Here is a 25,977-nt window from a genome sequence, read left to right as displayed (position 1 = left end):
GTGGATCAGAAGCGGTATTCCGCGCCGGCGGTCAGGGTATTGGCGGTGACGTCGATGTTCTGCCCGCTGCCCTTGTGATGGTCGTAGTTCAGGCTGACGCCGAAGTTGCGCGAGAAATCGAAGCCCGCGCCCACGCCGACGTAGGGCTTGGTCGAGGTGGCGCTGTCCTTGCCCAGGCCCGCGATCGAGTCCTGGACCTTGCCGCGGGTCACGCCGGCGCGACCGTCGACGAAGAAGCCGTTGCCGTCGGCACCGAAATTCTTCTTGCCCACGACGCCCAGGCCGATCGCGCTGAGCTTGGTGTTGCCGTCGTTCGGGGTCGCGTAGGTGAAGTTCTTGTCGTACAGGTTGCTGTAGAAGCCTTCGACCGCGAAGTTCGGGTTGAAGTAATAACCCGAGCGCAGCGAGTACGTGCTGTCGTTGTTGCTGTTGCTGCCCACGCCGGAAACGTCGGCGTTGACGTGGCTGCGTCCGGCTTCTCCGCGCACGAACCACTGTCCGCCGGCGTCGGCCGCGGATGCGACCGAGGACAGGCCGGCAAGCGCCAGCGCGGAGGCGAGGATGAGGGTGTTTTTCATGGGGGATTCCTGTTTGTTGTCGTGAGGCCCGTTCAATGGGCGCGCGCAGGCTATCCCGGTGCGCATGAACCGCACTGTGCCGCGCGAACCGGGTTGCGGAACTTCTGCTCAGTCGCGTCGCGGCAGCCGCACCACCACGCGTCCGACTGGTGGTGGCGTGCGTGTCCACAGCACGGGCACCGCATCGGGTCGCGGCAATTCCAGCGGATCGTCGGCAGCGGCGTCCGCCTCGCCGGCGCTGTCTTCGTCTTCCAGCTCCCACGAGTAACGCCGGCGCGGCGCCATCGCGTCGCTGTGGCGGAACAGCCATGCCGCGAGCAGGCCCGAGACCGCGCCGCCGAAGTGCGCCTGCCAGGACACGCCGGGCTCGTGCGGCAACACCGTCAGCAGCATCCCGCCATACAGGAAGAAAGCGATCATCGCGGCCGCGATCGCCGGCCGGTCGCGCCGCAGCAGGCCCAGCCCGAAGACCAGGAACATCAATCCATGCGCGACGCCGCTGGCGCCCAGGTGGCGGGTGCCGACGTCGCCCAGCAGCCATGCGCCCAGCCCGGATCCAATCCACAACAGCGGCAGTGCGCGCACCGTGGCGCGCGGATAGACCGTGCCGGCCAGCGTCCCCAGCAACAGCAGGGCCACGGCGTTGGCGCCCAGGTGCTCGGGCGAGCCATGCAGCAGGGGCGCGGTGAGGATGCCGACCAGACCCGACCAGGCGTGCGGGGCGATCGCGAGCGCGCGCCAGTCGAATCCATGCTGCGCGACGAATGTCGCCGCCAGCAGCAGCACGCCGGCCAGGCTGGCGTTGAGCGCGCGCTGCAGGCGCCGGCGGTCGGCGCTGCGTTGCTGCGGCGTGTCGGGGACGGCTTCGGGCATGGGCAGGTGCATCACCGAGGAATGGCGGCTGGCTGCGCCAATGCAAGGCCTGCCGGGCGTCGCCGCGTCCGGCGCGCGCCGGCCCGTGACGGCGGCCGCGTAAACTGCGCCGATGAATGCAGAAATCCCCAGCGTCCGCCTGCGCAATCCGTGGCGGTCCAGCCATCCGTGGATCTTCCAGAAGCTGGTCGAGAAGCCCGCATCCAAGCCCAGGCCGGGCTCCATCGTCGACATCATCGGCGTGGATGGCGAGTGGATCGGGCGCGGCTTCTACAACGGCCATTCGCGCATCGCGCTGCGCATCCTGGAGACCGACCGCGACATGCCGGTGGATGCGCAGTGGTTCGCGCGCAGGATCGCCGCCGCGGTCGCGCTGCGCCGCGAGGTGCTGCGACTCGATGCGGTGTCCGATGCCTGGCGCGTCGTGCACTCCGAAGGCGACGGCCTCAGCGGCCTGGTGGTCGACCGCTACGGCGACCTGCTGGTCGTCGAATTCTTCAGCGCCGGCATGGTCCGCCATCGCGAATGGATCTACGAGGCCCTGCGCGCGCAGTTCCCCGGCTGCCGCTTCCACGCCTTCGCCGACGAGCACGTGCAGAAGCAGGAAAGCTTCGACTTCAAGCCGTTCAACAGCAGCGGCAGCGAACCGACGACGGCGTCGATCATCACCGAGAACGGCATCCGCTTCCGCGCCGATCCCGCCGGTGCGCACAAGACCGGTTTCTTCGCCGACCAGCGCGACAACCGGCAGTGGCTCTCGCAGCTCGTCGCAGGCCAGCGCGTGCTCGACCTGTGCTGCAACACCGGCGGCTTCGGCGTCTATGCCGCGGTGCGCGGCGCGGCGGAGGTCATCGGCATCGACATCGACGATGACGTCCTCGACATCGCCAAGGGCAATGCGAAGCTCAACGACGCGCATGTGAAGTTCGTGCAGGCCGACATCTTCCCGTGGCTGCGCGATGCCGGCAACCGCGGCGACCTGTTCGACGTCGTCATCCTCGACCCGGCCAAGCTCACGCGCGATCGCGACCAGGTGATCCCGGCGCTGAAGAAATACCTGGACATGAACAAGCTCGCGCTCGGCGTGCTCAGGCCGGGCGGTTTGCTGGCGACGTTCTCCTGCACCGGCCTGGTCAGCGAGGAGGAATTCCTCGGCATGCTGCGGCGCGCCGCCTTTTACGCCGGTCGCACGCTGCAGGTGCTCAAGGTCGCCGGCGCCGGCGCCGACCATCCGTTCCTGGCGCACGTGCAGGAATCGCGCTACCTGAAGGCGGCGTTCTGCCGGGTGCTCGACTGAGGCGTCGCGGTCGCACGGGTGACGCGCGGGGCACGGCCGTGGCCCGCGTCCAGCAGCGCCGCGAACCGCTTGCCGACGTGGCGGACGACATACGCGTCCAGCCCGCGCCCTTCACGCGCCAGCACCTTCATCCGGCTGACATGCCTGCGACCCGGGCAATCGTGGTTGTAGAGCACGATCCGGCCGTCGCTGAACTGCAGCTCGATGCCGTCGGGCAGCAGCGCGTAGGCCGCGACCGGGGAATGGCCTCCCAGGTTGGCATAGCGGCGGAATGGCGGCTTCCTTGGCGCGACTGCTGCTTCCATCGGCCCGATCCTAGGCAGGCACAAGTGTGCGTGCGATGAAGTGGCGCAGCCGCTGAGACGCGGGCCGCTACACTGGCGGCATGACCGAATCCGCATTGTTACTGGCCGTTCTCGCTGTCCTTTTGGTGGCAGGAATGGCACTGGTGGTCGTCTTCCTGCGTCGAGCCACGCAAGGAACGACTCCCTCCGACAACGCCGCGCTCCAGGCCGAGCGAGCTCGGCTGGGGGCCGATCTGGAGCGCGAGCGCGAGAACAGTCGCACCCAAGCGGTGGAGATCGGGCGCATGAACGGGCGGCTGGGTGCACTGGAGGTCCAATTGACCAGCAGCATCGAGCTGGTTTCGCAGCTGGAAACTGCCCGCTCCCAATACCAGCAGCGCAGCGAAGACGACAACGTTCGAAGCCGCACGGCCGCGGCCGCGCTGGCCGACCGTGAGGCGACGATTGCCCAACTTCGCGAGCGCATCGTCGCACTCGAGACGGAGACCGCGCGATTGCGCGAGCACAACGAGTCTTTACAGGTCGAACATGCCAACGTGAGCGCCAACCTGGTCCACGCCAGGCAGGCCAACGCGGACACGCAGGCTTTCCTCACGGAAGCGCAGGCACGCCTCTCAAGCGCATTCTCGGAGCTCGCTGGAAAAGTCTTCGAGGAGCGCGGCCAGCTGTTCGAGAAAAATGTCCGGCATGCGACGTCGCAATCAAAGACCGACATCGAAACCCTGCTGAAGCCCTTCGCCGATCAGTTGGGGCAGTTCCGTACCCGGGTGGATACCTTGTATTCGGAGGAGGCGAAGGAGCGTTCGATGCTGCTGGGCGCAGTGAATGAGCTGAAGACGCTCAATCAGGACATGGCGGGGCATACGGCCGCCCTGACTCGCGCGCTGAAAGGAAGCGCAAAAGTGCGCGGCGACTGGGGCGAATTGATGCTTGAAAGCGTCCTGCGTGGGTCGGGCCTCGAAGAGGGCAGGCACTATGACCGTCAGAAGAAGACATTCGACGACGAGGGCGCACGCCTACACCCTGACGTCGTCGTGCATCTGCCCGATGAGCGCCGCGTGGTCGTTGACAGCAAAGTCAATCTGGTCGCCTGGCAAGAAGCGATGAACGCGCAGACTCCCGAGGACCAGGACGAGGCAATGCGTCGCCATGCCGCCGGTTTGCGGCAGCACATCAAGGAGCTTGGCGAAAAGAATTACCCCAAGGCGGTTGGGGACTCCGCATTGGAAATCACCATTGCATTCGTGCCAATCGAGGGCGCCCTGTCGGCGGCACTCGGATTTGATGCGTCACTGCAGACCGACGCTTTCGATCGCAAGATCGTATTCGCCTCGCCCAACACGTTGATGGCGCTTTTACGCGTTATCGAGCGCTTGTGGACCCGCGACAAGATTCAGCGCGAAGCGGTCGACATTGCCAAGAGTGGTGGACTGGTTCTCGATGCACTCATGAGCTTCCTTGCTGATTTCAACAAGGTAGGCCAAGGGTTGGAAAACGCGAGTGATGCTTTCAACGCCGCGCGGAATCGATTGAGCGAATCGTCCAAGTCGGTGATTCCACGTGCTCGAAGGCTGGCGGCACTCGGTGTTCAGGGCAAAAAGACGCTGACCGAGGAGCTCAAGACGGATCGCTTCGATCCTGAGGATGTCGCGATGATCGAGTTGCTGGACAAGCAAGTGGACGAAACCTGAGAGATGGTCGTCCGCTGCGCATGCTGCCGGTCGAAAGCCTAGGGCACGCCCTGGATGCCCGGCATCGCGTCCGCGGGCACGGTCGGATTGGACTGGTCTTCGCGCAGGTAGTCGGGCAGCTCGTTGTCGGTCTGCGTGCGGTCGCCGAAGATCTGGTAACGCCGACGCTGCAGCCACGCATCGCGGAACAGCGCGTATTCGTCGGTGGCGCCCTCGCGCATGCTGTCGATCGCGAACAGCTGCGTGCGGATGTCGACCAGCTGCAATCCCTGCAGGAAGTCGCGCACCGGCGCATCGTGGATCTGGCTCAGCGGCGCCAGCGGCGCATCGCCGATCAGGCCGACCACATCGCGCACGGTACGCGGGCCGAACAACGGCAATTCGACGTAACGCGAGCGCTGCCAGCCCCAGACCCCGAGCGTCTGCCCGAAGTCCTCGCTGTGGTTGGGCAGGTGCGCATCGGTGGCTGGATCCAGCAGGCCGCCCATGCCCAGGGTCGCGTTCAGTGCGAAACGACCGAGCGCCTGCGCCGCCTGCGTGGGCTTGCCCTGCAGCAGGGCGTTGATCGCGCTGATCGGCTGGCCGAGGTTGCTGAAGAAATTGCTGACACCCAGGCGGATCGGGCGCGGCACCACTTTCACGTAGGTCTGGGCCAGCGGCTTGGCGATGCGGCGATCCACGACGTTGTTGAAGGCGTGCACGCGACGGTTCATCGGCTCCCATGGGTCGTAGCTGGCCGGCATTTCGGCCGCCGGCGGCAGGGTCGGGTCCGCCACCGGGTTGTAGTCGCCGGTGGCGTTTCCGTAGAGCGCGTCGTAGTCCTGCTCGGCGGGCGTGCGCAGGTCGGGCGGCGGCGACGGCGTGGTGGGCGCCTGCGACGGGGCCTGTTGCGCGGCGGCGGCCGTGCCCACGGGGCCGTCGCTGGCCATGTCGGCAGGCGTGGTTGCCGGGGCGGGCGCGACGGTCGATGCCGCTGTCGCCGGGGCGTCGATGACGACCGGGGCGTCCTGCGCGGACACGCTGTTGGCCGCTGCCAGCAGTGCGAGCACCAGCAGCAGGCGGGGGGGAAGTGGATTCATGGGTGAAATTGTAGTGGCTGCGGTTCGGGCGGGAGCGCCGCGGCCGTCAGGCCACGTAGCCGAGGTTCGGGCCGAGGCGATAGGCCGCGCGCAAGGCGGCCAGTCCGGGCGGGTCGCCGGTGATGTCCGCGCCGCCGGCGCGCTCGGCCAGTTCCGCCAGCAATGCCACGCCGCTGCTGTCGACGCGGCCGACGCCGGCCACATCGATCTGGCGGACGCCCGCCAGCTGCTCCAGCGCCAGCGGCCACAGGGCGTCGATGCAGTCGGCGACGAGATCCCCGTGCAGTCGCAGGATCTCCCCGTCACGCGCCAGGCTGGGTGCCGTCGGCTCAGCGCTTGGCATCGGCCTGCAGCTGGCCGGTGCGCAGGTCGGCGGCAACCTGGCGAATGGATTTGTGGGTCAGCTCACCATCGAACTGCTGGCGGAAGGTCTGCACGAACGACACGCCCTCGACCATCACGTCGAACACCTTCCAGGTGCCACCGGACTGGCGCATCAGGTAGTCGACCGGGATGGGCTCGCCCCCGCTGCGGATCAACTCGCTGGCGACCTTGACGCCGAGCCCGCGCGGCAACGCCGTTTCCGACTTCACGCGCACGCGCAGCTTGGTATTGAAGTCCAGCAGCGAGGAGCCGTAACGCTGCATCAGGTTGTCGGCCAGCGCATCGGCGAACAGCTTGACGTCCGCATCGTCGGCGCCGCGGCCGTGGCGGCCCAGCACCTGGCGCGCGGCGTAGTCGCGATCGAACATCTGGCTGAACTCGCCGGAGATGAACTGGCGCAGCGCGGCGCGGTTCTTCGTGAACTCCGGGCGCCGCTGTTCCAGCGTCGCCAGCACGCGCTGGCTGTTGTCCAGCACCAGCTTGCTGGGCGAACCCTGGGTCGCGGCGGCTGCGGTCGCGGCGAGCGCCGGGGCGCTGGTGACGGCGATCGCGCCGGTCGCGAGGGCGGAGGCGACGAGGAACGAGAGGACGGTGCGCTTCATGGGCTTGGTGTTTCCGTGGGGGGCGGGGTGGTGCCAGCAGGTGCGGTGTCGCCGTCTCCGGCAGCGGCTGGTTTGCCGCCGCCGCCGAACATGTACTTGCCGACCATCTGGATCAGGTCGACGGCCGGGGTGGTGAATGCGATCTCTTCGCCGGGTTTCAAGCTGGTCTCGTCACCGCCCGGCTGCAGGCCGATATAACTGTCTCCAAGCAGGCCGCCGGTCAGGATGCCCGCGGAGGTATCCGCAGGCAGGTCCTTGTAGCGGTCGTCGATGGCCAGCGTCACGACGGCGTCGAATTTGACCGGGTCCAGCTGAATGTCGGCCACATTGCCGATCACCACGCCGCCGATCTTCACCGGCGCGGAGGTGCGCAACTGCCCCAGGTTGGTGAATCGCGCCTTCAGCGGATAGGTGTGCTGGCCGAAACTGAACTTCCCATTGGTCGACGCGAGCGCCAGCACGAGCAGCGACGCCAGCGCCAGCAGCAGGAAGGCGCCAACCGCAAATTCAAGACGGGGACCGCGGACGGACATGGCTCGACTCCGGAATACGAACGAGGCAGCTCAGCTGCCGAACAGGAACGCGGACAACACGAAATTGAACATCAGCACCAGCAGCGAGGCATTGACGACCGCGCGGGTGGTGGCGATCGAGGTGCCCTCGACCGTGGGTTCGGCGTGGTAGCCGACATAGGACGCGACCAGTGCGGCGGTGCCGCCGAACACCGCCGACTTCTCCAGTGCGACGAGGAAGTCGTGGCGGAAATCCACCGCGTCCTTCAGCACCTGCCAGAAGGTCCCGCTTTCGATGCCGATCACGTGCACGGCCTCGAAATAACTGGCGCTGATCGCCAGGCTGCAGAAGATCCCGGTCAGCAGCGGCACGCAGATGACGGCTGCCCAGAAGCGCGGCGCGACCGCCTTGGCGATCGGGTCGATCGCCATCAGCCCGAGCGCGGTGATCTGGTCGGTGGCGCGCATCAGGCCCAGCTCCGCCGCGATCGACGAACCGGCGCGGCCGATGAACAGCAGCGCGGTCAGCACCGGGGCGAGTTCGCGATACAGGCCCAGGCCGACCAGCGCGCTGATCTGGTTGGCGGCGCCATAGGTCTGCAGCGCGCGGTAGCCCAGCAGCGTCACCGACAGGCCGACGAAGGCGCCGCCCACGGCAATGATCGGCAGCGAGCGCGCGCCGATCTTGTAGATCTCGCGGGTGAGTTCGGCGAAGAAATCGCGCGTCGGGGTGGAGGCGCGCAGCACCGACAGCGAGAACAGGCCGGCGCGGCCCAGCGAACGCGTCGCGGCGACGAATGGCATCAGGCAGCCTCCTCGCGCGCGGTCGCGTCGAAGGCGATCGGGCCATCCGCATCGCCACGCAGGAACTGCAGCACCAGCGGATCATCCGTCGCCTGCAGTTGCGCCGGCGTTCCGGAGAACACGATGCGGCCATTGGCGATGACGATCGTGCGGTCGGCGATCGGCAGCGTCTCGTGGACGTGGTGGGTGACGATGATGCTGGTCAGGCCGAGGGTGGCGTTGAGCCGCGCGATCAGGCCCATGATCACGCCGCTGGCGATCGGATCCAGGCCGGTCAGCGGCTCGTCGTAGATCATCAGCGGCGGGTCCAGCGCCAGCGCCCGCGCCAGCGCCACGCGCCGCGCCATGCCGCCGGACAGCTGGCGCGGATACAGCTCGCCGGCCGCGCGCAGCCCGACCGCGTGCAGCTTCATCGCGACCAGGCGATCGATCACCGCCGCCGGCAGGCGCGTGTGCGCGCGCAGCGGCAAGGCGATGTTGTCGGCGACGCTCAGGTCGGTCAGCAGGCCATTGCCCTGCAGCAGCACGCCGATGCTCTTGCGCAGCTGCAGCAGCGCGCGCTTGTGGCGCGGCAACGGCGCGCCGAGCACCTCGATGGATCCGGCCGCGGGTTGGAGTTCGCCGGTCAGGCCCGCCAGCAGGGTCGACTTGCCGCTGCCCGACGGGCCCAGCACCGCGGTGATGCTGCCGCGCGGCACCAGCAGGTCGACGTGCGCGAGCACCGTGTGGCCGCCGCGATCCAGGCGGACATCGGTCAGGCGCACGGCGGGCGAGTCGGTCGTCATGGGGGACCTGGTCCGGATTACGAAAAAAGCGGGGCAGCTTGGCTGGTGGCCGCTGAATGGCGGCCCAGCCGCGACCGGATATTGTCGCAGCTTGGCGATTGGCCGCTCTGGCCGGAGCGACCGCCTGCATGCGAAGGCCCCAGGCGCGGGGCGCCGAGGTAAGCGAAGACGAATGCCGCGTTCGCCTGCGGCGATCTCGGCAGTTGCGACCCCGCTCCGGCAAGATGACCGCATGCCGGCCCCCACCGATTTCCGCCTCTACCACTCCAATGCGCTGGACGTGCTGGCCGCGGTGCTTGCCGAACGCCTGCGCGCGCCGCTGCCGGGAGACGACTGGTTGCGGCCGGAGATCGTGCTGGTGCCGCAGTTCTCGATGCGTCGCTGGCTGCAGCAGTCCCTGGCCGAACGCACCGGCATCTGCGCCAACGTGCGCTTCCTGACGCCGGGCGAGTTCGTCGACCTTGCCCTGGATGCCAATCTCGGCGCCGTCGACGGCGGCCAGCGCCTGCGTCCGCAAAGCCTGCGCTGGTCGCTGCTGCGCTTGCTGCGCGACGCGCCACCCGAGGCCTGGCGCGGATTCGTTGCCGGCGGCGACGCGGCGGGTGACGGCGGGCGCAAGGCGTGGTCGCTGGCCTGCGCGCTGGCGGGGACCTTCGAGAAATACCAGGCCTGGCGCCGCGACCTGCTGCTGCGCTGGGAAGCCGGCGCCGAACCCGACGACCCGCAGGCGCAGCTGTGGCGCCAGGTCGCCGCTGGGCGCGCGCATCGTGCGCGCCGGATCGGCGCCTACCTCGCGCGCTTCGGTGCGCAGGTCGCGCGGGTGCCGGTCGGCCTGCCGCCGCGGCTGTCGGTGTTCGCCTGCCAGAACGTGTCGCCCGACGTGCTGCAGGTCATCGCCAGCCAGGCCCGCGCCGGCCTGCAGGAGTTCTACCTGCACACGCCCAGCCGCGCGTTCTGGGGCGACCTGGGTCGCTGGGCGCGCGACTACGTGCCGGCCGACGATGCCGCATTCGCAAGCGGCAATCCGCTGCTCGCGGCCTGGGGCCAGGCCGAGCGCGACTTCGTCGCCGCGCTGGGCAGCGGCGACGCCGTGCATGCGCGCTACGAGGCGCCCGCATTCGTCGAGCCCTCGCGCGCCACGCTGCTCGGCCAGCTGCAGGCCGACGTGCTCGACAACACGGATTCCAGCAGCGGCAACTCCAGCGTCGGTGACTCCAGCGGCAGTGATCCGCCGCAGTCGCGCGTCGACCCCGCCATGTGGCCACGCCAGGCCGTCGATCGTGGCGACGCGAGCCTGCAGTTCCACGCCTGCCACACGCGACTGCGCGAGGTGCAGGTGCTGCACGACCAGCTGCGCGCACTGCTCGAAGCCGACGCGCCGGATGGCGGCAGCCGCCTGCAGCCGCGCGGGATCGCGGTGCTGGCACCCGACATCGACCTGTACGCGCCGCACATCGAGGCGGTGTTCGGCGGTGCGATGGGCACGTCGCGCGAACTGCCGTACACCATCGCCGACACCAGCCCGCTCGCCAGCGAAGCCATGGCCGACGCCTTCGCGCGGCTGCTCGACCTGCCGCTGCGCGCGCCGGGCCTGGCCGGCGTGCTGGACCTCATCGCGGTGCCCGCCGTCGCCGCGCGCTTCGGCATCGACGATGCGATGCGCGGCAGCCTGCAGGGCTGGTTGCAGGCCGCGGGCGCGCGCTGGGGCTTCGATGCCGCCGATCGCGCGCGCGACGGCCGCGGGGACGGCGATGCCTACACCTTCGCCTTCGCCCTGGACCGGCTGCTGCTCGGCTACGCCGCGGGTGACGAGACCGACATCGCCGGCGTCGCGCCGTGGCCGGGTGTGGAAGGCCAGTCGGCGCTCGCACTGGACGCGTTGCTGCGCGTGCTCGACCTGCTGCGCGCTGCCGGGCGGGATCTTGCCGGTCCGCATCCGCCGCGCGAGTGGGCGGCACGGCTCGAACGCCTGCTGGTCGCGCTGTTCGGCGACGAGCCGCGCGACCCACGCGACGCACGCACGCTGGCGCGGTTGCGGCAGGCGGTCGCGGCCTTCGCCGAGGGCGCGGCCGAAGCCGGCTTCGAGGATGCGGTCGAATACGCGCTCGTGCGCGACCAGCTGCTCGCCGACCTGCGCGAAGGCGATGCGCGCGCGCCGTTCCTCTCGGGCGGCATCTGCTTCGGGCGCATGGTGCCGATGCGGCTGATCCCCTTCCAGGTGATCTGCCTGCTGGGCATGGATGACGGCGCATTCCCCGGCGGCGATGCGCGCGATCCCCTGAACCGCATCGTGCAGGCGCTGGCGACGGACCAGCGCCAGGTCGGGGATCCGTCGCGACGCGATGCCGACCGCTACCTGTTCCTGCAGCTGTTCGCGTCGGCGTCGCGCACGTTCTACCTCAGCTGGCAGGGTTTCGATGCACGCGACGGCAGTGCGCGCGCGCCGGCGTCGGTGGTCGCCGAGTTGCTCGACACCGCCGCGCGCCAGCACGCGGGCGACAGCGATGGCGTCCGCGAAGCCCTCGTCGTTCGCCACGCGCTGCAGCCGTTCTCGCCGGCCGCGTTTGGTGCGGCGCACGTGGATGAGCGCGTCGGCGATCCGCGCCGCTTCAGTTTCGATGCGCGCTGGCGGGTCCCGCAGGCGGCATCCGTGCAGGAGCTGCCCGTGTTCGCGCCGGTCGATGCCGCCACCGCGCGCGACGTCGTTGCAGCGGGTGGCCGGATCGAGCTCGACGCACTGCGGCGCGCGCTGGTGCAGCCGCAGGCGCTGTACCTGCGCGAAGGCCTCGGCCTGCGCCTGCCCGAGGACGAACCGCCGCTCGACGAGCACGAGCCCTTCGGCGCGCCGGATGCGCTCGGCATGCACGGCCTGCGCGCGCAGGTGTTCGAGGCCTGGTTGCGCGACGGCGCGCGGCCCGACGTCGCGACGCTGCACGCGCGGCTGCTCGCCCGCGCGCAGGTCGCACCGGGTGCGGATGGCCGCGCGACGCTGGCCCGGCTGCTGGATGCGATCGCGCCGTTCGCCGGGCTGGCGCTGGCGAGCGGATTCCGCGGCGCCGGGCAGACCGTGCCGGTGGAGGTCGCGCTGGGCGACACCACCCTGGTCGGGCGCTTGCGCGGCGCCTATCCGCAGGGCCTGCTGCGGGTGGCGCTGCGCAGTGGCGGCCTGCATGGCGGCCATGTGCTGCGACATCGCCTGGATGCACTGGTCGCATCCACGCTCGGCTTGACGGTGTACGAACTGCGCGACGGCAGGAAGGGCGAAGCGCCGCACCTGGGCGCCCTGCCACGCTTGCCGCCCGACGTCGCCCGCGCCGCGCTGGAATCGCTGCTGGCGCTGCAACGGCGGATGCGGCAATCCCCGCTGGCCTTCCTGCCCAAGAGCGGCTTTGCCTTCTGGACCGTGGCCGATACCGACGCCGACGCCGGCATGCGCGCCGCGCGGACGCAATGGATCGGCGGCGACTACGTGCATGCCGAAGCGGACATGGCGACGCAGCTCGCGCTGCGCGGACGCGAACCCTTCGTCGATGGCGACGGCGCATCGCGCGCCGCGTTCGAGGCGGCATCGCGTGCGATCTTCGCCGCCCTGGTCGACGGCACGCCGTTCGATGCCGACGCGGTGCTGGCATGAGCGACGCCGTGTTCGACACCCGCCTGGATGCGCGCACGCTGCTCGAGGCCAGCGCCGGCACCGGCAAGACCTGGGCGCTGGCCGGCCTGTTCGTGCGCGCGGTGATCGTCGGCCGCCGCCGCGTGCCGGACATCCTCGCGGTGACCTACACCGTCGCCGCCACCCGCGAACTGCGCACCCGCGTGCGTGCGCGCCTGCAGCAGGCGGCGACGCTCGCACTGCACTGGCAGCCGGGCGACGCGGCGCTGCGCGACGGCGACGATGCCGAAGCCGCGTTGCTGCGCCGGCTGCTGCACGCGGCGCTGGCGGCGGGCGGCGAATCGTTGCCGGCGCTGCGCCAGCGGATGCAGGCGGCCGCGCGCGACATCGACCTGGCCGCGATCCACACCATCCACGGCTTCTGCCAGCGCCTGCTGGCCGAGCACGCGGTCGATACCGGGCAGCCGCTGCTCGCCGCCGACCTGGAGGTGCGCAACCGCGCCGCGCGGATGCGGCTGGCGGTCGACCTGTGGCGGGCGTCGCTCGACGACGTCGATGTGGTGGCCTTCCTGCAGATGCACTTCCGCGATCCCGCTGGCCTGGCGGCGGAGCTGGGCGTGCTGCTCGCCGACGAGCCGCTGCTGCCGCCTGCTCCGGACGCGTTGCCGGATGACCCGCGCCCCGGCGTCGCCGCCGCGTGGCGCGCGGTGCGCGCGGCGTTCGACGACCACGGCGAAGACACCCACGCCGCGCTGCACGACGCGATCGCCGCGAAGTTCCTGCACAACGGGCAATACAAGCCCGAGCATGTCGACGCGCTGTGGGCGTGGTGCGCACGCCACGCGCACGACGTGCCGCCGGCCGAATGCCACGAACGCCTCGCCAAGTACCTGCCGCAGGCGCTGCTCGCCGGCACCAGCAAGGGCGGCGTCGGACGCACCCCGGACGCGCCCTTGTTCGCGGCGTTCTCCGGCTTCGTGGATGCGCTGGCCAGGCTGGTGCCCTACCGCGAGGCGCGCGACCTGCAATGCCTGCATGCGCTGCGCGCACGGGCGCGCGCGCTCGACATCGCCCGCAAGCAGGCCTTCCACCTGCGCGATTACGACGACCTGATCGGCGCCGCGCATGCCGCGGTCACCGATCCGCGGCATGCGCAAGCGCTGGCCGACGCGGTACGCGCGCAGTTTCCGCTGGCGCTGGTCGACGAGTTCCAGGACACCGACGCGCGCCAGTGGACGATCTTCCGGACCCTGTTCGGCAGCGGCGGGCTGGTGCTGGTCGGGGATCCCAAGCAGGCGATCTACCGCTTCCGCGGTGGCGACGTGCACACCTACCTCGGCGCGCGTGCCAGCGCGGACGCCGTCGCCTCGCTCGACCAGAACTTCCGTTCGCGGCCGCTGGTGCTGCGCGTGGTCGAAGCCCTGTTCGCGCAATCGGCCGCCGATGCCATGGGTGCCGGCATCGCCTTCCAGCCGGTGCGGCCCGGTGGCCGCGCGCGCGACGACGACCTGCAACACGATGGCGTCGCGGCGCCGGCGATCGAGGTGCACGTGGTGCCGCCGGCGATCGACCGCCGGTCCGGCAAGCCCAAGGACTGGAATCGCGACGAGTCGGTCGCGATCGCGGCGTCGCTGTGCGCGGACGCGATCCGCGAGCGCCTGCAGGCCGCGCGTGACGGCGACCTGCTGCGTCGCGACGGCGACGCGACGCGCGCGCTGGAGCCTCGCGACTGCGCGGTGCTGGTACGCACCCATCGCGAAGCCGAGGCGATGCGTCGCGCGCTGTCGCGACGCGGCGTGCCCGCGGTCGCCGGCGGCCGCATCAGCCTGTTCGAGACCGACGAGGCGACGACGTTGCTGACGCTGTTGCTCGCACTGCGCAACGCCGGCGACGACCGCCGCCTGCGCGCCGCGCTGGCCACCCGACTGCTCGGCCAGGATGCCGCGGCGATCGCCGCGCTCGATGCCGATGGCGATGCGCTGCGCGACTGGCAGCAGCGGTTCCAGGATTGGCGCGCGCGCTGGGAGCGGCACGGGCCGCAGGCGTTGCTCAGCGAAGTCGTCGCCGCGAATGCCGCGCGCCTGCTGTCGGAGCCCGACGGCGAACGCCGCGTGGCCAACCTGATGCAGCTCGCCGAGCTGATGCAGGAGGCCGGCGCCCGCAGCCTCGGCACGCAGGGACAGCTCGATGCCCTGCGTGCGGCGATCGCCGATGCCGATGCCGACGACGAGGCGCAGCAGCCGCGGCTCGAATCCGATGCCGGTCGCGTGCAGATCCTGACCCTGCACAAGAGCAAGGGCCTGGAGTTCCCGCTGGTGTTCCTGCCGTTCTGCGGGATCGGTCGCCGCTCGGTGGAACCCGGGACCTGGGCCATGTACCCGACCGACGCGGGGCGTGTCCGCCAGTGGAAGACGGTGGATGCGCATGCCGGCGCGCCGTCGTGGGGCGAGGCCAGCGCGCTGCACGTGGTCGAGGAACAGGCCGAGGACATGCGCCTGCTCTACGTCGGCCTGACCCGCGCACGCGACGCCCTGTGGCTGGCCTGCGGTGCGTTCGCGAACCAGCACAACACCGCACTGGCGCGGCTGCTTGGCGACCAGGCGCAACGCACGCAGCTGCACGGGGCGCTCGCCGCTGCCGCGACGTGGAGCGAGGGGCTGCCCTCCACCGAGCTGCGCCGGTTGCCGCCGCTGCCCGGTGAGCGCGTGCCGCCTGCGCGCATCGCCACCCGGGTGCTGCGCCGCGACTGGTGGATCCACAGTTTCAGCCAGCTGCACCAGCAGCAGTCGCAGGGCGCGCAGGTGCTGGCCGACGAGGCGCCGGCGGACGACGAGCGCCGCAATGCCGACGTCGCCATCCCGAGCGATCCGCGCTTCAGCGGCATCCGCTTCGGCAATGCGCTGCACCACGCGCTCGAGCATGCGCACTTCGGGGCATGGGCCGGCATCGACGGCGGACGCATCCCCGATGGCGAACGCGCGGTCCTGCTGGCCGCGCTGCGGCACGAGCACTATCGCGATGCCGATCTCGACGACGGCGTGCGCGCGCTCGCGCCACTGGTCGCGCGCACGCTCAACGCGCCGCTGCCGACCACCGATGGCGAGCCGGACATCCGCCTGTGCGAACTGGCCGACAGCGCGCGCATCGCCGAGCTCGAATTCCACTTCACCCTGCGCGATGCGGCAACGCGCGATTTCGTCGCACTGCTGCAGCGGCATGGGCTGCTGCGCGAGCGCGGGGACTTCGGCATCTGGCACAGCCTGTCCGGGCTGATGACCGGCAAGCTCGACCTGACCTACCGCGTCGGCGGGCGCCTGTACGTGCTCGACTACAAGTCCAACCTGCTGCCGGCCTACGATCCGGCGACGCTGGCCGCGCGCATGGCGGCCAGCGAGTACGACCTGCAGGCGCTGCTGTACGCGGTCGCGCTGCATCGCTGGATGCGCGTGCGCCTGGCCGATTACGACTTCGACCGCCACTTCGGCGGCGCCCGCTACGTGTTCAGCCGCGGCCTGGATCCGCGCGATCCGGCCCTGGGCGTGAGCGTGCCGCGGCTGACCCGCACGCTGGTCGAAGCCGCCGATGCCCTGCTCGGATCACCGATGCCCGAACAGGCGCGAGCGGAGCCGGCATGGGCCTGATCGCGCGCCTGCGTTCGCAACCCGCACTGCGCAGGGTCGACCTCGCACTCGCCGACACGCTGGCGCGTCGCGACCTTGCCCTGCACGGCGCGGCCACCGACGAACGCGTGCTCGCCGCCGCGGCGCTGGCGTCGCTCGCGGTCGGGCTGGGCCATGCCGCCTTCGATCCCGCATGCCCGGCGTTGTTGCTGCCGGACATGGACGACTGGCCCGATCCCGAGCACTGGCGCGATGCATTGGCCGCGTCGCCATGGGTCTCGCAACCGACGCTCGACGCGACATCCGATCCCGCGCGGCCGCTGGTGCTCGAGGACGGGCGCCTGTACCTGCGGCGCTACCGCGAATACGAGCAACGCCTGGCGGGCGGGCTGCAACGCATCGCCGCAGGGCAGGCGGCTGCAACCGACCTCGCCACGCTCGCGCCGTTGTTTACCGCGTTGTTCCCGGATGCGCGCGCAGGCGATGCGCAGGCCCGTGCCGCGGCGGTGGCCTTGCTGCGTCCGCTGTTGCTGGTCACCGGCGGGCCCGGCACCGGCAAGACCACGACCATCGCGCGCGTGCTGCTGTTGCTGGTCGCGCAGGCGCGGCAAGCGTCGTTGCCATCGCCACGCATCGCGCTCGCGGCGCCCACGGGTCGCGCCGCCGAGCGCATGGCCGCAAGCCTGCGCAATGCCGTCGCCAACATCCGTGTGCGGCTGAGTGCCGCGGGAATCGATCCGGCGCCGTGCGACGCGTTGCCGCAGACGGCCGCGACGCTGCATCGCCTGCTCGGAACGATCCCGGACAGTCCGCGCTTCCGCCACGACGCCGACAGTCCCCTGCCCTTCGATGTGATCGTGGTCGACGAGGCGTCGATGGTGGACCTGCCATTGATGTGCAAGCTGGTCGATGCCGTCGCCGAAGGCGCGCGCCTGGTGCTGCTCGGCGATCGCGACCAGCTGCCGTCGGTGGAGGCTGGCGACGTGCTCGCCGCGATCGTCGACGCCGCCGGCGACGATGCCGGCGTGCCGGGCGAACTCGCCACGCGCCTGGCGCCGTTGCTGGGCGAAGCCACGGTCTGCGCGATGGCAGGCCCCGCACTCGCGGGTCATCGCGTGCACCTGCAACGCGGCTATCGCCAGTCCGATGCGCTGGACCTGGCGCCCTTGGCCACGGCCGTGCGCGACGGTGATGCCGACACCGCGCTCGCGCTGCTGCGCGACGATGCGCTTGCCGGCGTGCACTTCCATGATGGCCTGCACGATCCGTTGGGCGGCCCGACCCGGCCACGGCTGCTCGATGCCTGGCGCGGGATCGCCGCCGCGACCGATCCCATCGACGCGCTCGCCCTGGGCATGCGCCTGCGCCTGCTGACCGCTTTGCGCGATGGCCCGCAGGGCGCGAGCGTGCTCAACGCGCGCATCGAGGAAGCCCTCGCCGGCGCGCAGCGCGAACGCTATTTCCATGGCCGCCTGCTGCTGGTCACCGAGAACAGCTATCGCCACCAGTTGTTCAACGGCGATATCGGCGTGTGCCTGCGCCCCGAAGGAAGTCCCCTTGGGGGGCGCGGCGACGACGGCGCGGTTACCGCATGGTTCGCCGGTGGCGGCGATGGCATGCGCGGTTTCCATCCGTCCGCGTTGCCGGCGCACGCCAGCGCCTTCGCAATGACGGTGCACAAGGCGCAGGGTTCGGAGTTCGACAGCGTGTGGCTGCTGCTGCCGCGGCAGGACGCGCGCACGTTGTCGCGCGAACTGGTCTATACCGCGATCACCCGTGCGCGAAGCGAGCTGCATGTCTGCGCCGGCGAGGACGCATTGCGCGCGGCGCTTGCGCGGCACGTCATGCGCGTGTCGGGACTGCAGGGGCGATTGCTCGCGGGTGCAGCGGACGCCGCTTCCGCTACTGGATGAACGGTGTCGAACCATGCCGCACTGCAGGTTGGCGCATGCCTGTCTTTTCACGAAGTGGCAACGCCAACCTTCCTAAGGTGACCACACACGCCGCCGCTGGTTTGCAGCGGGGCACCAACAGGAGAACGGCACGATGAGCGATATCAAGAAGGACCACAGCATTGGTGAAGGTACGGGCGCTGTTGCAGGCGCAGTGACGGGCGCGGCGGTTGGTTCGGTTGCCGGTCCGGTCGGTACCGTTGTCGGTGCGGTGGTCGGTGGCGCGCTCGGCTCCAAGGCCGGCGGTGGCATTGCCGAAGCAATCAACCCGACCGACTACTCCCGCCATTTCGAGACCGCTTACAAGACCGCGCCGTATTACACCGCCGGCCGCGAGTGGAACGATTACCAGCCCGCATACAAGTACGGCTACGACACCTACGGCCAGTACCGCGGCCAGCGTTTCGAGGACGTCGAGCCGCAGCTCGAGCGCGACTGGAATGCCACCAAGGCCAATTCACGCCTGGGCTGGAACGAAGCCAAGGGCGCCGTGCGCGATGGCTGGCACCACATCGAGCGCGCGATGCCGGGCGACGCCGACAACGACGGTCGCTGAGCCACAACACGAGGCGCCGTCGCACGACGGTGGCGCCCGTTGCATTTCTCTCCCCGGGTCGCTGCAATGCGGCCCGTTTTTTTGTCGCTGGTGCGCCGCGATCCTTCACCGATGGACAACGGCGGCGGTCGTAGCGTGGAGGTTAAACCGCGGGAGGCTGCCATGGGTGCGCTGAAAAAGGACCACGTCATGGGTGCCGGCAGTGCGGCCCTGGCCGCGGGCGTCGCGGGCGCGGCCATTGGCGCCGTGGTCGGCGGCCCGCCGGGGCTGGCGATCGGTGCGGTTGCCGGTGGCGCGCTGGGTGCCTTGGTCGGCGATCGCATCGCCGATGCGGCCGACAGCGGCCGCGACCTCGGGCACTTCGAGCAGATCTACCATTCGATGCCGTACTTCGTCGAAGGCCACGACTGGAACGACTACGCGCCGGTCTACCGCTACGCACTGGATGCGCATGCGCGCCTCCATGGCGCGGCCTTCGACCAGGTGGAGACGCAGCTGCACGGTGGCTGGGAAGCCGCGGCGCGGTTCGGGTCGCGTCTGGACTGGGAACGTGCGCGGCCGGCCATGCTGCATGCCTGGCAATCGCTCGATGAAGCCGGACGCGACCGGTCGGTGCCCGAACAGGCGCATTGACCGCCGCCGGCGCGCGCCGGGACTGCTTTGCACAGCCGCTCCAGGGCCGGCGTCGGCGCTTGCAGTACGATGCCGGACCCCCTTCACCGGATGCCGCCATGCGCGACGCCCCGTTGCCCGAAGACACTGACCGCGTGACGCCCGCCGCCGCGGAGGAGGCCGTGCGCACCTTGTTGCGCTGGGCCGGAGAAGACCCGGCGCGCGAAGGCCTGCTGGACACGCCCAAGCGCGTGGTCAAGGCCTATCGCGACTGGTTCAGCGGCTACGGCCAGGACCCGCGCGACTACCTGGCGCGCACCTTCGAGGAAGTCGCCGGCTACGACGAGCTGATCGTGCTGCGCGATATCGAGTTCGAAAGCCATTGCGAGCACCACATGGCGCCGATCATCGGCAAGGCGCATGTCGGCTACCTGCCCGACGGCAAGGTCGTGGGCATCAGCAAGCTCGCGCGCGTGGTGGAAACCTACGCGCGCCGTTTCCAGGTGCAGGAGAAGATGACCGCGCAGATCGCCGACTGCATCAACGACGTGCTGCAGCCACGTGGCGTCGGAGTGGTGGTCGAGGGCGCGCATGAGTGCATGACCACGCGCGGCGTGCACAAGCGCGGGGTCAGCATGATCACGTCGAAGATGCTGGGCACGTTCCGCGAGGACGCGCGCACGCGCATGGAATTCCTGCAGTTCATCGACGTCGGCCCGGGCCGCTGACCGTCGCTGGGCGGGTAGTGGCCGTCACGTCGGCGTGGCGATGCCGCATCGACACTGCGCACCGTGAATGCTCCGCCCCAACGCGATCCTCCGAATGACCGCGCACCGGAGCCCGGCGCGCTCGACTGCCTGATCATCGGTGCCGGCCCAGCGGGGCTGACCGCCGCCACTTACCTGGTGCGCTTCCTGCGGCGCATTGCGGTCGTGGACGCCGGCCAGAGCCGCGCGCGCTGGATTCCCGAAAGCCACAATTGCCCCGGGTTTCCGTTCGGTGTCGCCGGTCCGGCGCTGTTGCGCAGGCTGCGCGAACAGGCCGAAGGATACGGCGCGCGGATCACCCCCGGCCGCATCGTGTCGCTGCAACGCGATGGCGACGGATTCATCGCCAGCGACGCCGAAGGCCAGCGCTGGCAGGCGCGCAATGTCCTGCTGGCCAGCGGCATCGTCGATCGCCTGCCAGCGCTGGAAGACGACGGGGTGGAAGCGGCGATCGCCGATGGCGCGCTGCGCCTGTGCGCGGTCTGCGACGGTTACGAAGCCAGCGACGAGCGCCTGGCGGTGCTGGCACCGGTCGATGATGCGATCCGGCACGCGGTGTTCCTGCGCACATTCTCGCGACGGGTCGACGCGATCCCGGTGCAGGCCGGCGACGCATCCGCCGATTGCGCCGCATTGGCGCGCACGGCGCGGGTCGCGGTGCGACCGGTCGCCAGGCGCATGCGCCACGACGGCCACGGCTGCGTCGTGGAATTCACCGATGGCAGCCAGGACCGCTACGACAGCCTGTATCCGGTGCTGGGCGGCATCGCGCAATCGCAGCTGGCCGCAGCGCTGGGCGCGCAGCTGGACGACAACCGCGAACTCATCGTCGACGACAAACAGCAGACCAGCATCGCGGGCCTGTACGCGATCGGCGACGTGGTCAGCGCGCTGAACCAGATCAGCGTTGCCGTCGGCCACGCGGCGATCGCGGCGACGGCGATCCACAACAGCCTGCCGCACAACTTCCGCGAGGATCCGGACAGCCAGCACGAGGCCGCGCAATCGCTGCCGGCACCCGGGCAGCCCGCCACCTCGTGATGTGGTGTCGACGCGGGCATCAGCCGCGCGCAACGCCGTCGAACACATCGGACACCATGCCGGCCGACTCGACGCCGACGTGCAGGTGCGGGGCCAGGCGCACGCAACCCTGGCGCACGGCGGTGACCACACCGGCCTGCGCCAGCGCCGCGACAATGGCATCCAGGCGGGCCACGGGCGGGCGCACGCCGAGGATGTGTGCCTGCGCATCGGGTGCCAGCCACGACGACAGGCCCTGCGCACGCAACGCGCTGGCAAGCGCGGCCGTGCGTGCCCGCAGCGCCGGCGCGATGCGTTCGATCTGCCAGCGTGCGACCTGCTGCAACGCCGCTTCCGCCATCGCCAGCCGCTGTGGATCGGCGACGCCACCGGCATCGAAGCGACGCGCGCCTGGCCGCCATGCGGCAGGTCGTTGCGCATCCCCACGCCACACCGCGACCGGATCACGCGCGAGCCAATGCTGCTCGATCGGGATGCCACGCGCGCGCCACGACGGATCCACCCACAGGTACGCCATCCCGCCGGGGCCAAGCAGCCACTTGTAGCCCACCGACACCGCGAACGCCGGCTTCCACCGTGCGATGCGTGCCGGCAGTGCGCCCAGGCTCTGGCTCAGGTCGAGCACCAGCGCCACGCCACGCGCGCGCGCATGCGCTGCAATCCGGTCGAGGTCGAGCACGCTGCCGTCGCGCCAGTCGACATGCGCCAGCGACAGCACGCGGATCGTCGAGTCGCTGTCCAATTCGCGCAGCACCGCATCGCTCGCCGACTCGCCCGGCAACTGCCGCGCCTCCAGCAGGCGGGCGCCGACCACATGGCAACGCTGCTGCCAGGCCAGCACCTGCGAGGGAAACGCGCCCGCCGTCACCAGCACCGCCTCGCCGCGCGCGAGCGGCAGGTTGCGTGCCGCGATGGCGATGCCGTAGGCCGCCGACGGCACCAGCGCCACCGCATCGGTATCGCCATCGAAACAGTCGGCGGCAAGCGCGCGCACGCGCTCGATGGATGCTTCCCAGTCCGCATCACCCAGGCGCCACGGCGCGACACCCTCATCCAGCGCGCGCTGCGCGGCCTGCTGCACCACGCGCAGGCACGGCCCGTGGGTGGCGGTGTCCAGGTACACGATGCCATCGGGCAGGCAGAAGGCATCCGCCTGCGCGGCGTCGGAGGGGGCAACTGCGGTCGCATCGTGCATCGCGCCATCCTGGGCACGTGCGCGTCACGCGAGCGTCACGTCGCCAATCGCGGCGCTCAGTATCCTCGCCCCGATGAACCCGCTCCCGCGTCCGCTCGCATCCGCCACCCAACACGACACGTCCGCGCGCCTGTCCGTCGAGCTGCTGCTCGCACGCTATCGCGCGGTGCGCGCCACCAGCCTGGTGCTGGCCGCCCCGCTCTCGGCCGAGGATGCGATGGTGCAGAGCATGCCCGACGCCAGCCCGGCCAAATGGCACCTGGCGCACACGACCTGGTTCTTCGAGCGCTTCGTGCTGGCGCTGCAACCGGGTTATCGCGCGCTGGAACCGGCCTGGGACGCACTGTTCAACAGTTATTACCAGTCGGTCGGGCCGATGCATCCGCGTCCGCAACGCGGCCTGCTGTCGCGGCCGTCGCTGCAACAGGTGCTCGATTACCGCGCGTGCATCGACCTGCGCATCGAGCGCGCATTCACCACCGGCCAGCTCGACGACGACGCCCAGCGGCGCGTGCTGCTCGGTACCCACCACGAGCAGCAGCACCAGGAGCTGCTGCTGACCGACATCAAGCACGCGCTGTGGTGCAACCCGCTGCGCCCGGCCTATCGCGACGACCTGCGCGAGGCGACCGGGTCGCCAGCGCCGCTGCACTGGATCGACAGCGACGAACACCTCGCCCATGTCGGCGCGGCGGCATGGCCCGACGCGGGCGCGTTCGCCTACGACAACGAGTCGCCGTGGCACCGCGTGCTGGTGCCCGCGCACGCACTGGCATCGCGTCCGGTCAGCAATGCCGAGTTCCGGGCCTTCATCGAGGATGGCGGCTATCGCGATCCGGCCGCATGGCTCAGCGATGGCTGGGCGACGGTGCAGGCACGGGGCTGGTCGCGACCGTTGTACTGGGACGCCGACCTCACCCACGCCTTCACCCTGTCCGGCATGCGTCGGATCGATCCCGATGCACCGGTCTGCCACGTCAGCCAGTACGAGGCCGACGCCTACGCGCGCTGGGCCGGTGCACGCCTGCCGACCGAGACCGAGTGGGAATCGCACGCCAGCGCGCAACCGGTCGCCGGCAACTTCCTCGACAGTGGCGTGCTGCAGCCGCAGCCGGCGCCGAACCCGCGTGCACGCCTGCAGCAGCTGTTCGGCGACGTGTGGGAGTGGACCGCGAGCGCCTACCTGCCGTATCCCGGATTCCGCCCGATGCCCGGTGCGCTGGGTGAATACAACGGCAAGTTCATGAGCGCGCAGTGCGTGTTGCGCGGCGGCAGCTGCGCCACCCCGCGCAACCATGTCCGCGCCAGCTACCGCAATTTCTTCCATGCCCAGGATCGCTGGCAGTTCTCCGGGCTGCGCCTGGCCAGGGACGCGCCATGAACGTCGCGCTGGAGCAGGTCCAGGTCCGCCTGACCGACCTGCGGCCGACCACCGACGACATCACCGCCGATGTCCTCGCGGGATTGTCGCGGATACCGCGGCGGCTGCCATCGAAGTATTTCTACGACGCACGCGGGTCGGCCCTGTTCGAGGAGATCACGCGCCAGCCCGAGTACTACCTCACGCGCGTGGAGACGCGGTTGCTGGATGCGCGCATGCAGCGCATCGCCGACGCCATCGGCGCGCGCGCGCACGTGGTCGAGTACGGCAGCGGCAGCGGGCGCAAGACCGAACGCCTGCTCGAAGGCCTGGACGATCCGGTCGCGTACACGCCGATCGAGATCTCGCGCGCGACCTTGCTGGACACGACCGCGCGCCTGGCACGGCAGTTTCCACGGGTGGAGATGCTGCCGGTCTGCGCCGACTTCACCCAGCCGGTGGACCTGCCCGAACCATGCCGGCGACCGCGCACCGCATTGGTGTTCTTTCCCGGATCGACCCTGGGCAATTTCGCCCGCGGCGACGCCGTCGCGCTGCTGGCGGCGATGCGCCAGACTATGGGCGCGCAGGGGCGTGCGCTGATCGGGATCGACCTGGACAAGGACACGGCCACGCTCGAGGCTGCCTACAACGACGCGGCCGGCGTCACCGCTGCGTTCACCCTCAACCTGCTGGCGCGGCTGAATCGCGAGATCGGCAGCGATTTCGACCTCGATGGCTTCCGCCATCGCGCCGTGTATGCGCGCGAGCGCCACCGCATCGAGACCTGCCTGGTCAGCGAGCGCGCGCAGGTCGTGCACGTCGCCGGGCGGCGTTTCGGCTTCGCCCGCGGCGAGCAGATGCTGGTCGAGTACAGCCACAAGTACACCGACCCCGGCTTCGCCGACCTGGCGCTGGCCGCGGGCCTGCGCGTCAGCGCGCGCTGGAACGACGACGACGACCGCTTCGGCCTGCGCCTGCTGCAGGCGATTTGAGCAAGCGCTTCGGGCAGGCGTGGGACGGGCGGCAGCCACAGCATCCCGCCGGCTAGAATGCGCGGCCCACCGTCGACCGCGGACGCATCTTGAACACTGCCGTCCAGCGCGGGCGCAACGCCGCGCTCGTCTTCATCTTCTTCACCGTGCTGATCGACGTGCTGTCGTTCGGGCTGATCATTCCCGTGCTGCCGCACCTGATCGAGGATTTCACCGGTGGCAACACCGCGCACGCGGCGTACTGGATCGGCGTGTTCGGCACCGTGTTCGCGGGCATCCAGTTCTTTTCCTCGCCGGTGCAGGGCGCCCTGTCCGATCGCTACGGGCGACGTCCGGTGATCCTGCTGTCGTGCCTGGGCCTGGGCCTGGATTTCTGCTTCATGGCGCTGGCGAACGCATTGCCGTGGCTGCTGGTGGGCCGGGTGATCTCCGGCATCACCTCGGCGAGTTTCACCACGGCCAATGCCTATGTCGCCGACATCACCAGCGCCGACAAGCGCGCGAAGAGTTACGGCCTGATCGGCGCGGCGTTCGGGGTGGGCTTCATCATCGGTCCGCTGCTGGGCGGCTGGCTCGGCGCGATCTCGCTGCGGCTGCCGTTCTGGTTCGCCGCGGGGCTGGCGCTGCTGAACTTCTGCTATGGCCTGTTCGTGTTGCCCGAGTCGCTGCCGCCGGAAAAACGCGCGCGCAGCTTCGATTGGTCGCACGCCAATCCGCTGGGCTCGATGGTGCTGCTGCGGCGCTACCCGCAGGTGTTCGGGCTGGCGGCGGTGGTGTTCCTGGCCAACCTGGCGCATTACGTCTACCCGAGCATCTTTGTGCTGTTCGCCGACTACCGCTACGGCTGGGGCCCGCGCGAAGTCGGCTGGGTGCTGGCGGCGGTGGGCGTGTGCAGCGTGATCGTGCAGGCCGGACTGGTCGGCCGGATCGTGCCGCGGCTGGGCGAACGTCGCACGCTGCTGCTGGGCCTGGCCTGCGGCGTGGTCGGATTCGGCATCTATGCGTTCGCGGGCAGCGGCTGGGTATTCCTGCTCGGCATCCCGGTGTCGGCGATCTGGGGACTGGCCTCGCCATCGACGCAGGCCCTGATCACGCGCCAGGTCGGCAGCGACGTGCAGGGACGCATCCAGGGCGCGTTGATGAGTCTGGTCAGCCTGGCCGGCATCATCGGCCCGGCGATCTTCGCCGGCTCCTTCGGCTTGTTCATCGGCGATCGTGCGCCACTGCATCTTCCGGGCGCGCCGTTCCTGATCGCGGCGCTGCTGCTGGGCTGCGGCTGGCTGATCGCGTGGCGCTATGCGCGCGCACCGAGCACCCCCGTGCAGCCGCTCGAAGCGCTGCGCTGACGCCTCACCC

Annotated in this window: 22 protein-coding genes; 12 read left to right on the top strand and 10 right to left on the bottom strand. The window is 70.2% G+C overall.

All coding sequences use genetic code 11. The features are described 5' to 3' along the window. Positions 1-5 precede the first annotated feature (5 nt). Positions 6-578, bottom strand: coding sequence for a porin family protein (locus GST15_RS08945; protein WP_159016895.1), 573 nt, complete (start codon positions 576-578; stop codon positions 6-8). Positions 579-686: 108 nt separating this feature from the next. Continuing rightward, a complete protein-coding gene (locus GST15_RS08940) occupies positions 687-1,463 on the bottom strand; it encodes a rhomboid family intramembrane serine protease (protein WP_425482218.1) in 777 nt (258 codons plus the stop codon). Positions 1,464-1,563: 100 nt separating this feature from the next. Here GST15_RS08940 and GST15_RS08935 point away from each other — a divergent pair, with 100 nt between their 5' ends. Then, positions 1,564-2,748, top strand: coding sequence for a class I SAM-dependent rRNA methyltransferase (locus tag GST15_RS08935; protein WP_159016893.1), 1,185 nt, complete (start codon positions 1,564-1,566; stop codon positions 2,746-2,748). Here the strand turns inward: GST15_RS08935 and GST15_RS08930 are convergent. Continuing rightward, entirely contained in the window at positions 2,712-3,053 is a 342-nt protein-coding gene (locus tag GST15_RS08930) for a hypothetical protein (RefSeq protein WP_159016892.1), read from the bottom strand. The genes GST15_RS08935 and GST15_RS08930 overlap by 37 nt on opposite strands. A gap of 80 nt (positions 3,054-3,133) precedes the next feature. Here GST15_RS08930 and GST15_RS08925 point away from each other — a divergent pair, with 80 nt between their 5' ends. After that, positions 3,134-4,744: a DNA recombination protein RmuC gene (locus GST15_RS08925; protein WP_233263120.1), complete on the top strand. Its 1,611-nt coding sequence runs from the start codon at positions 3,134-3,136 to the stop codon at positions 4,742-4,744. Between the two features lie 38 nt (positions 4,745-4,782). Here GST15_RS08925 and GST15_RS08920 read toward each other — a convergent pair whose 3' ends face one another. The 6 genes from GST15_RS08920 to GST15_RS08895 are packed head-to-tail and all read right to left on the bottom strand — an operon-like array spanning position 4,783 to position 8,910. Next, entirely contained in the window at positions 4,783-5,823 is a 1,041-nt protein-coding gene (locus GST15_RS08920) for an MlaA family lipoprotein (RefSeq protein WP_159016891.1), read from the bottom strand. A gap of 46 nt (positions 5,824-5,869) precedes the next feature. Further along, positions 5,870-6,166, bottom strand: a complete 297-nt coding sequence (locus GST15_RS08915; protein WP_159016890.1) for an STAS domain-containing protein — start codon at positions 6,164-6,166, stop codon at positions 5,870-5,872. Beyond that, complete coding sequence (locus GST15_RS08910; RefSeq protein WP_159016889.1) at positions 6,153-6,809, bottom strand: MlaC/ttg2D family ABC transporter substrate-binding protein; 657 nt, start codon at positions 6,807-6,809, stop codon at positions 6,153-6,155. The genes GST15_RS08915 and GST15_RS08910 overlap by 14 nt, the downstream gene beginning before the upstream one ends. Next, complete coding sequence (mlaD, locus tag GST15_RS08905; RefSeq protein WP_159016888.1) at positions 6,806-7,342, bottom strand: outer membrane lipid asymmetry maintenance protein MlaD; 537 nt, start codon at positions 7,340-7,342, stop codon at positions 6,806-6,808. Before mlaD ends, GST15_RS08910 begins: the two co-directional genes overlap by 4 nt. Positions 7,343-7,372: 30 nt before the next feature. After that, complete coding sequence (locus tag GST15_RS08900) at positions 7,373-8,125, bottom strand: MlaE family lipid ABC transporter permease subunit (protein ID WP_159016887.1); 753 nt, start codon at positions 8,123-8,125, stop codon at positions 7,373-7,375. Continuing rightward, positions 8,125-8,910 carry an ABC transporter ATP-binding protein gene (locus GST15_RS08895; protein ID WP_159016886.1) on the bottom strand — a complete coding sequence of 262 codons (786 nt, stop codon included), beginning with the start codon at positions 8,908-8,910 and terminating at the stop codon, positions 8,125-8,127. The genes GST15_RS08900 and GST15_RS08895 overlap by 1 nt, the downstream gene beginning before the upstream one ends. Positions 8,911-9,142: 232 nt before the next feature. On the opposite strand from GST15_RS08895, the gene recC reads away from it, so the two are divergent. From recC to GST15_RS08860, 7 genes are all read left to right on the top strand, one after another. Further along, the gene (gene recC / locus GST15_RS08890) at positions 9,143-12,544 is read left to right on the top strand and encodes an exodeoxyribonuclease V subunit gamma (protein WP_159016885.1); all 3,402 of its coding nucleotides are present in this window, start codon (positions 9,143-9,145) and stop codon (positions 12,542-12,544) included. After that, the gene (locus tag GST15_RS08885) at positions 12,541-16,164 is read left to right on the top strand and encodes a UvrD-helicase domain-containing protein (RefSeq protein WP_159016884.1); all 3,624 of its coding nucleotides are present in this window, start codon (positions 12,541-12,543) and stop codon (positions 16,162-16,164) included. The genes recC and GST15_RS08885 overlap by 4 nt, the downstream gene beginning before the upstream one ends. After that, positions 16,155-18,056: an exodeoxyribonuclease V subunit alpha gene (gene recD, locus GST15_RS08880; RefSeq protein WP_159016883.1), complete on the top strand. Its 1,902-nt coding sequence runs from the start codon at positions 16,155-16,157 to the stop codon at positions 18,054-18,056. Before GST15_RS08885 ends, recD begins: the two co-directional genes overlap by 10 nt. 133 nt (positions 18,057-18,189) lie before the next feature. Next, a complete protein-coding gene (locus GST15_RS08875) occupies positions 18,190-18,651 on the top strand; it encodes a glycine zipper domain-containing protein (RefSeq protein WP_159016882.1) in 462 nt (153 codons plus the stop codon). A 162-nt stretch (positions 18,652-18,813) separates the two neighbouring features. After that, the gene (locus GST15_RS08870) at positions 18,814-19,284 is read left to right on the top strand and encodes a hypothetical protein (protein ID WP_159016881.1); all 471 of its coding nucleotides are present in this window, start codon (positions 18,814-18,816) and stop codon (positions 19,282-19,284) included. 98 nt (positions 19,285-19,382) lie between these two features. Further along, entirely contained in the window at positions 19,383-19,991 is a 609-nt protein-coding gene (gene folE / locus GST15_RS08865; RefSeq protein ID WP_159016880.1) for a GTP cyclohydrolase I FolE, read from the top strand. Between the two features lie 63 nt (positions 19,992-20,054). Then, on the top strand, positions 20,055-21,071 hold the full coding sequence (locus GST15_RS08860) for an NAD(P)/FAD-dependent oxidoreductase (RefSeq protein WP_159016879.1): 1,017 nt from the start codon (positions 20,055-20,057) through the stop codon (positions 21,069-21,071). A 19-nt stretch (positions 21,072-21,090) separates the two neighbouring features. Here the strand turns inward: GST15_RS08860 and GST15_RS08855 are convergent, their stop codons facing one another. Next, positions 21,091-22,266 (bottom strand): aminotransferase class V-fold PLP-dependent enzyme, encoded by a 1,176-nt coding sequence (locus GST15_RS08855; protein WP_159016878.1) that lies wholly within the window; start codon positions 22,264-22,266, stop codon positions 21,091-21,093. A gap of 73 nt (positions 22,267-22,339) precedes the next feature. Between GST15_RS08855 and egtB the strand changes: the two genes are divergently transcribed. The 3 genes from egtB to GST15_RS08840 all read left to right on the top strand — a co-directional run bounded on the left by egtB (position 22,340) and on the right by GST15_RS08840 (position 25,967). Continuing rightward, positions 22,340-23,647, top strand: coding sequence for an ergothioneine biosynthesis protein EgtB (gene egtB / locus GST15_RS08850; RefSeq protein WP_159016877.1), 1,308 nt, complete (start codon positions 22,340-22,342; stop codon positions 23,645-23,647). Continuing rightward, the gene (gene egtD / locus GST15_RS08845) at positions 23,644-24,621 is read left to right on the top strand and encodes an L-histidine N(alpha)-methyltransferase (RefSeq protein ID WP_159016876.1); all 978 of its coding nucleotides are present in this window, start codon (positions 23,644-23,646) and stop codon (positions 24,619-24,621) included. Before egtB ends, egtD begins: the two co-directional genes overlap by 4 nt. An 89-nt stretch (positions 24,622-24,710) precedes the next feature. Beyond that, complete coding sequence (locus GST15_RS08840; RefSeq protein WP_159016875.1) at positions 24,711-25,967, top strand: TCR/Tet family MFS transporter; 1,257 nt, start codon at positions 24,711-24,713, stop codon at positions 25,965-25,967. Positions 25,968-25,977 lie beyond the last annotated feature (10 nt).

This window comes from Cognatiluteimonas profundi, assembly GCF_009792795.1.
Taxonomy (GTDB): domain Bacteria; phylum Pseudomonadota; class Gammaproteobacteria; order Xanthomonadales; family Xanthomonadaceae; genus Cognatiluteimonas; species Cognatiluteimonas profundi.
This window is presented reverse-complemented; position numbering and strand designations above follow the sequence as displayed.

Coding starts and splice junctions, on each gene's coding strand:
- recD (WP_159016883.1), top strand. CDS start 16,155: ATGGGCCTGATCGCGCGCCTGCGTTCGCAACCCGCACTGCGCAGGGTC.
- GST15_RS08885 (WP_159016884.1), top strand. CDS start 12,541: ATGAGCGACGCCGTGTTCGACACCCGCCTGGATGCGCGCACGCTGCTC.
- GST15_RS08870 (WP_159016881.1), top strand. CDS start 18,814: ATGGGTGCGCTGAAAAAGGACCACGTCATGGGTGCCGGCAGTGCGGCC.
- GST15_RS08900 (WP_159016887.1), bottom strand. CDS start 8,125: ATGCCATTCGTCGCCGCGACGCGTTCGCTGGGCCGCGCCGGCCTGTTC.
- recC (WP_159016885.1), top strand. CDS start 9,143: ATGCCGGCCCCCACCGATTTCCGCCTCTACCACTCCAATGCGCTGGAC.
- GST15_RS08930 (WP_159016892.1), bottom strand. CDS start 3,053: ATGGAAGCAGCAGTCGCGCCAAGGAAGCCGCCATTCCGCCGCTATGCC.
- egtD (WP_159016876.1), top strand. CDS start 23,644: ATGAACGTCGCGCTGGAGCAGGTCCAGGTCCGCCTGACCGACCTGCGG.
- GST15_RS08920 (WP_159016891.1), bottom strand. CDS start 5,823: ATGAATCCACTTCCCCCCCGCCTGCTGCTGGTGCTCGCACTGCTGGCA.
- folE (WP_159016880.1), top strand. CDS start 19,383: ATGCGCGACGCCCCGTTGCCCGAAGACACTGACCGCGTGACGCCCGCC.
- mlaD (WP_159016888.1), bottom strand. CDS start 7,342: ATGTCCGTCCGCGGTCCCCGTCTTGAATTTGCGGTTGGCGCCTTCCTG.
- GST15_RS08855 (WP_159016878.1), bottom strand. CDS start 22,266: ATGCACGATGCGACCGCAGTTGCCCCCTCCGACGCCGCGCAGGCGGAT.
- GST15_RS08940 (WP_425482218.1), bottom strand. CDS start 1,463: ATGCACCTGCCCATGCCCGAAGCCGTCCCCGACACGCCGCAGCAACGC.
- GST15_RS08945 (WP_159016895.1), bottom strand. CDS start 578: ATGAAAAACACCCTCATCCTCGCCTCCGCGCTGGCGCTTGCCGGCCTG.
- GST15_RS08875 (WP_159016882.1), top strand. CDS start 18,190: ATGAGCGATATCAAGAAGGACCACAGCATTGGTGAAGGTACGGGCGCT.
- GST15_RS08915 (WP_159016890.1), bottom strand. CDS start 6,166: ATGCCAAGCGCTGAGCCGACGGCACCCAGCCTGGCGCGTGACGGGGAG.
- GST15_RS08925 (WP_233263120.1), top strand. CDS start 3,134: ATGACCGAATCCGCATTGTTACTGGCCGTTCTCGCTGTCCTTTTGGTG.
- GST15_RS08895 (WP_159016886.1), bottom strand. CDS start 8,910: ATGACGACCGACTCGCCCGCCGTGCGCCTGACCGATGTCCGCCTGGAT.
- egtB (WP_159016877.1), top strand. CDS start 22,340: ATGAACCCGCTCCCGCGTCCGCTCGCATCCGCCACCCAACACGACACG.
- GST15_RS08935 (WP_159016893.1), top strand. CDS start 1,564: ATGAATGCAGAAATCCCCAGCGTCCGCCTGCGCAATCCGTGGCGGTCC.
- GST15_RS08910 (WP_159016889.1), bottom strand. CDS start 6,809: ATGAAGCGCACCGTCCTCTCGTTCCTCGTCGCCTCCGCCCTCGCGACC.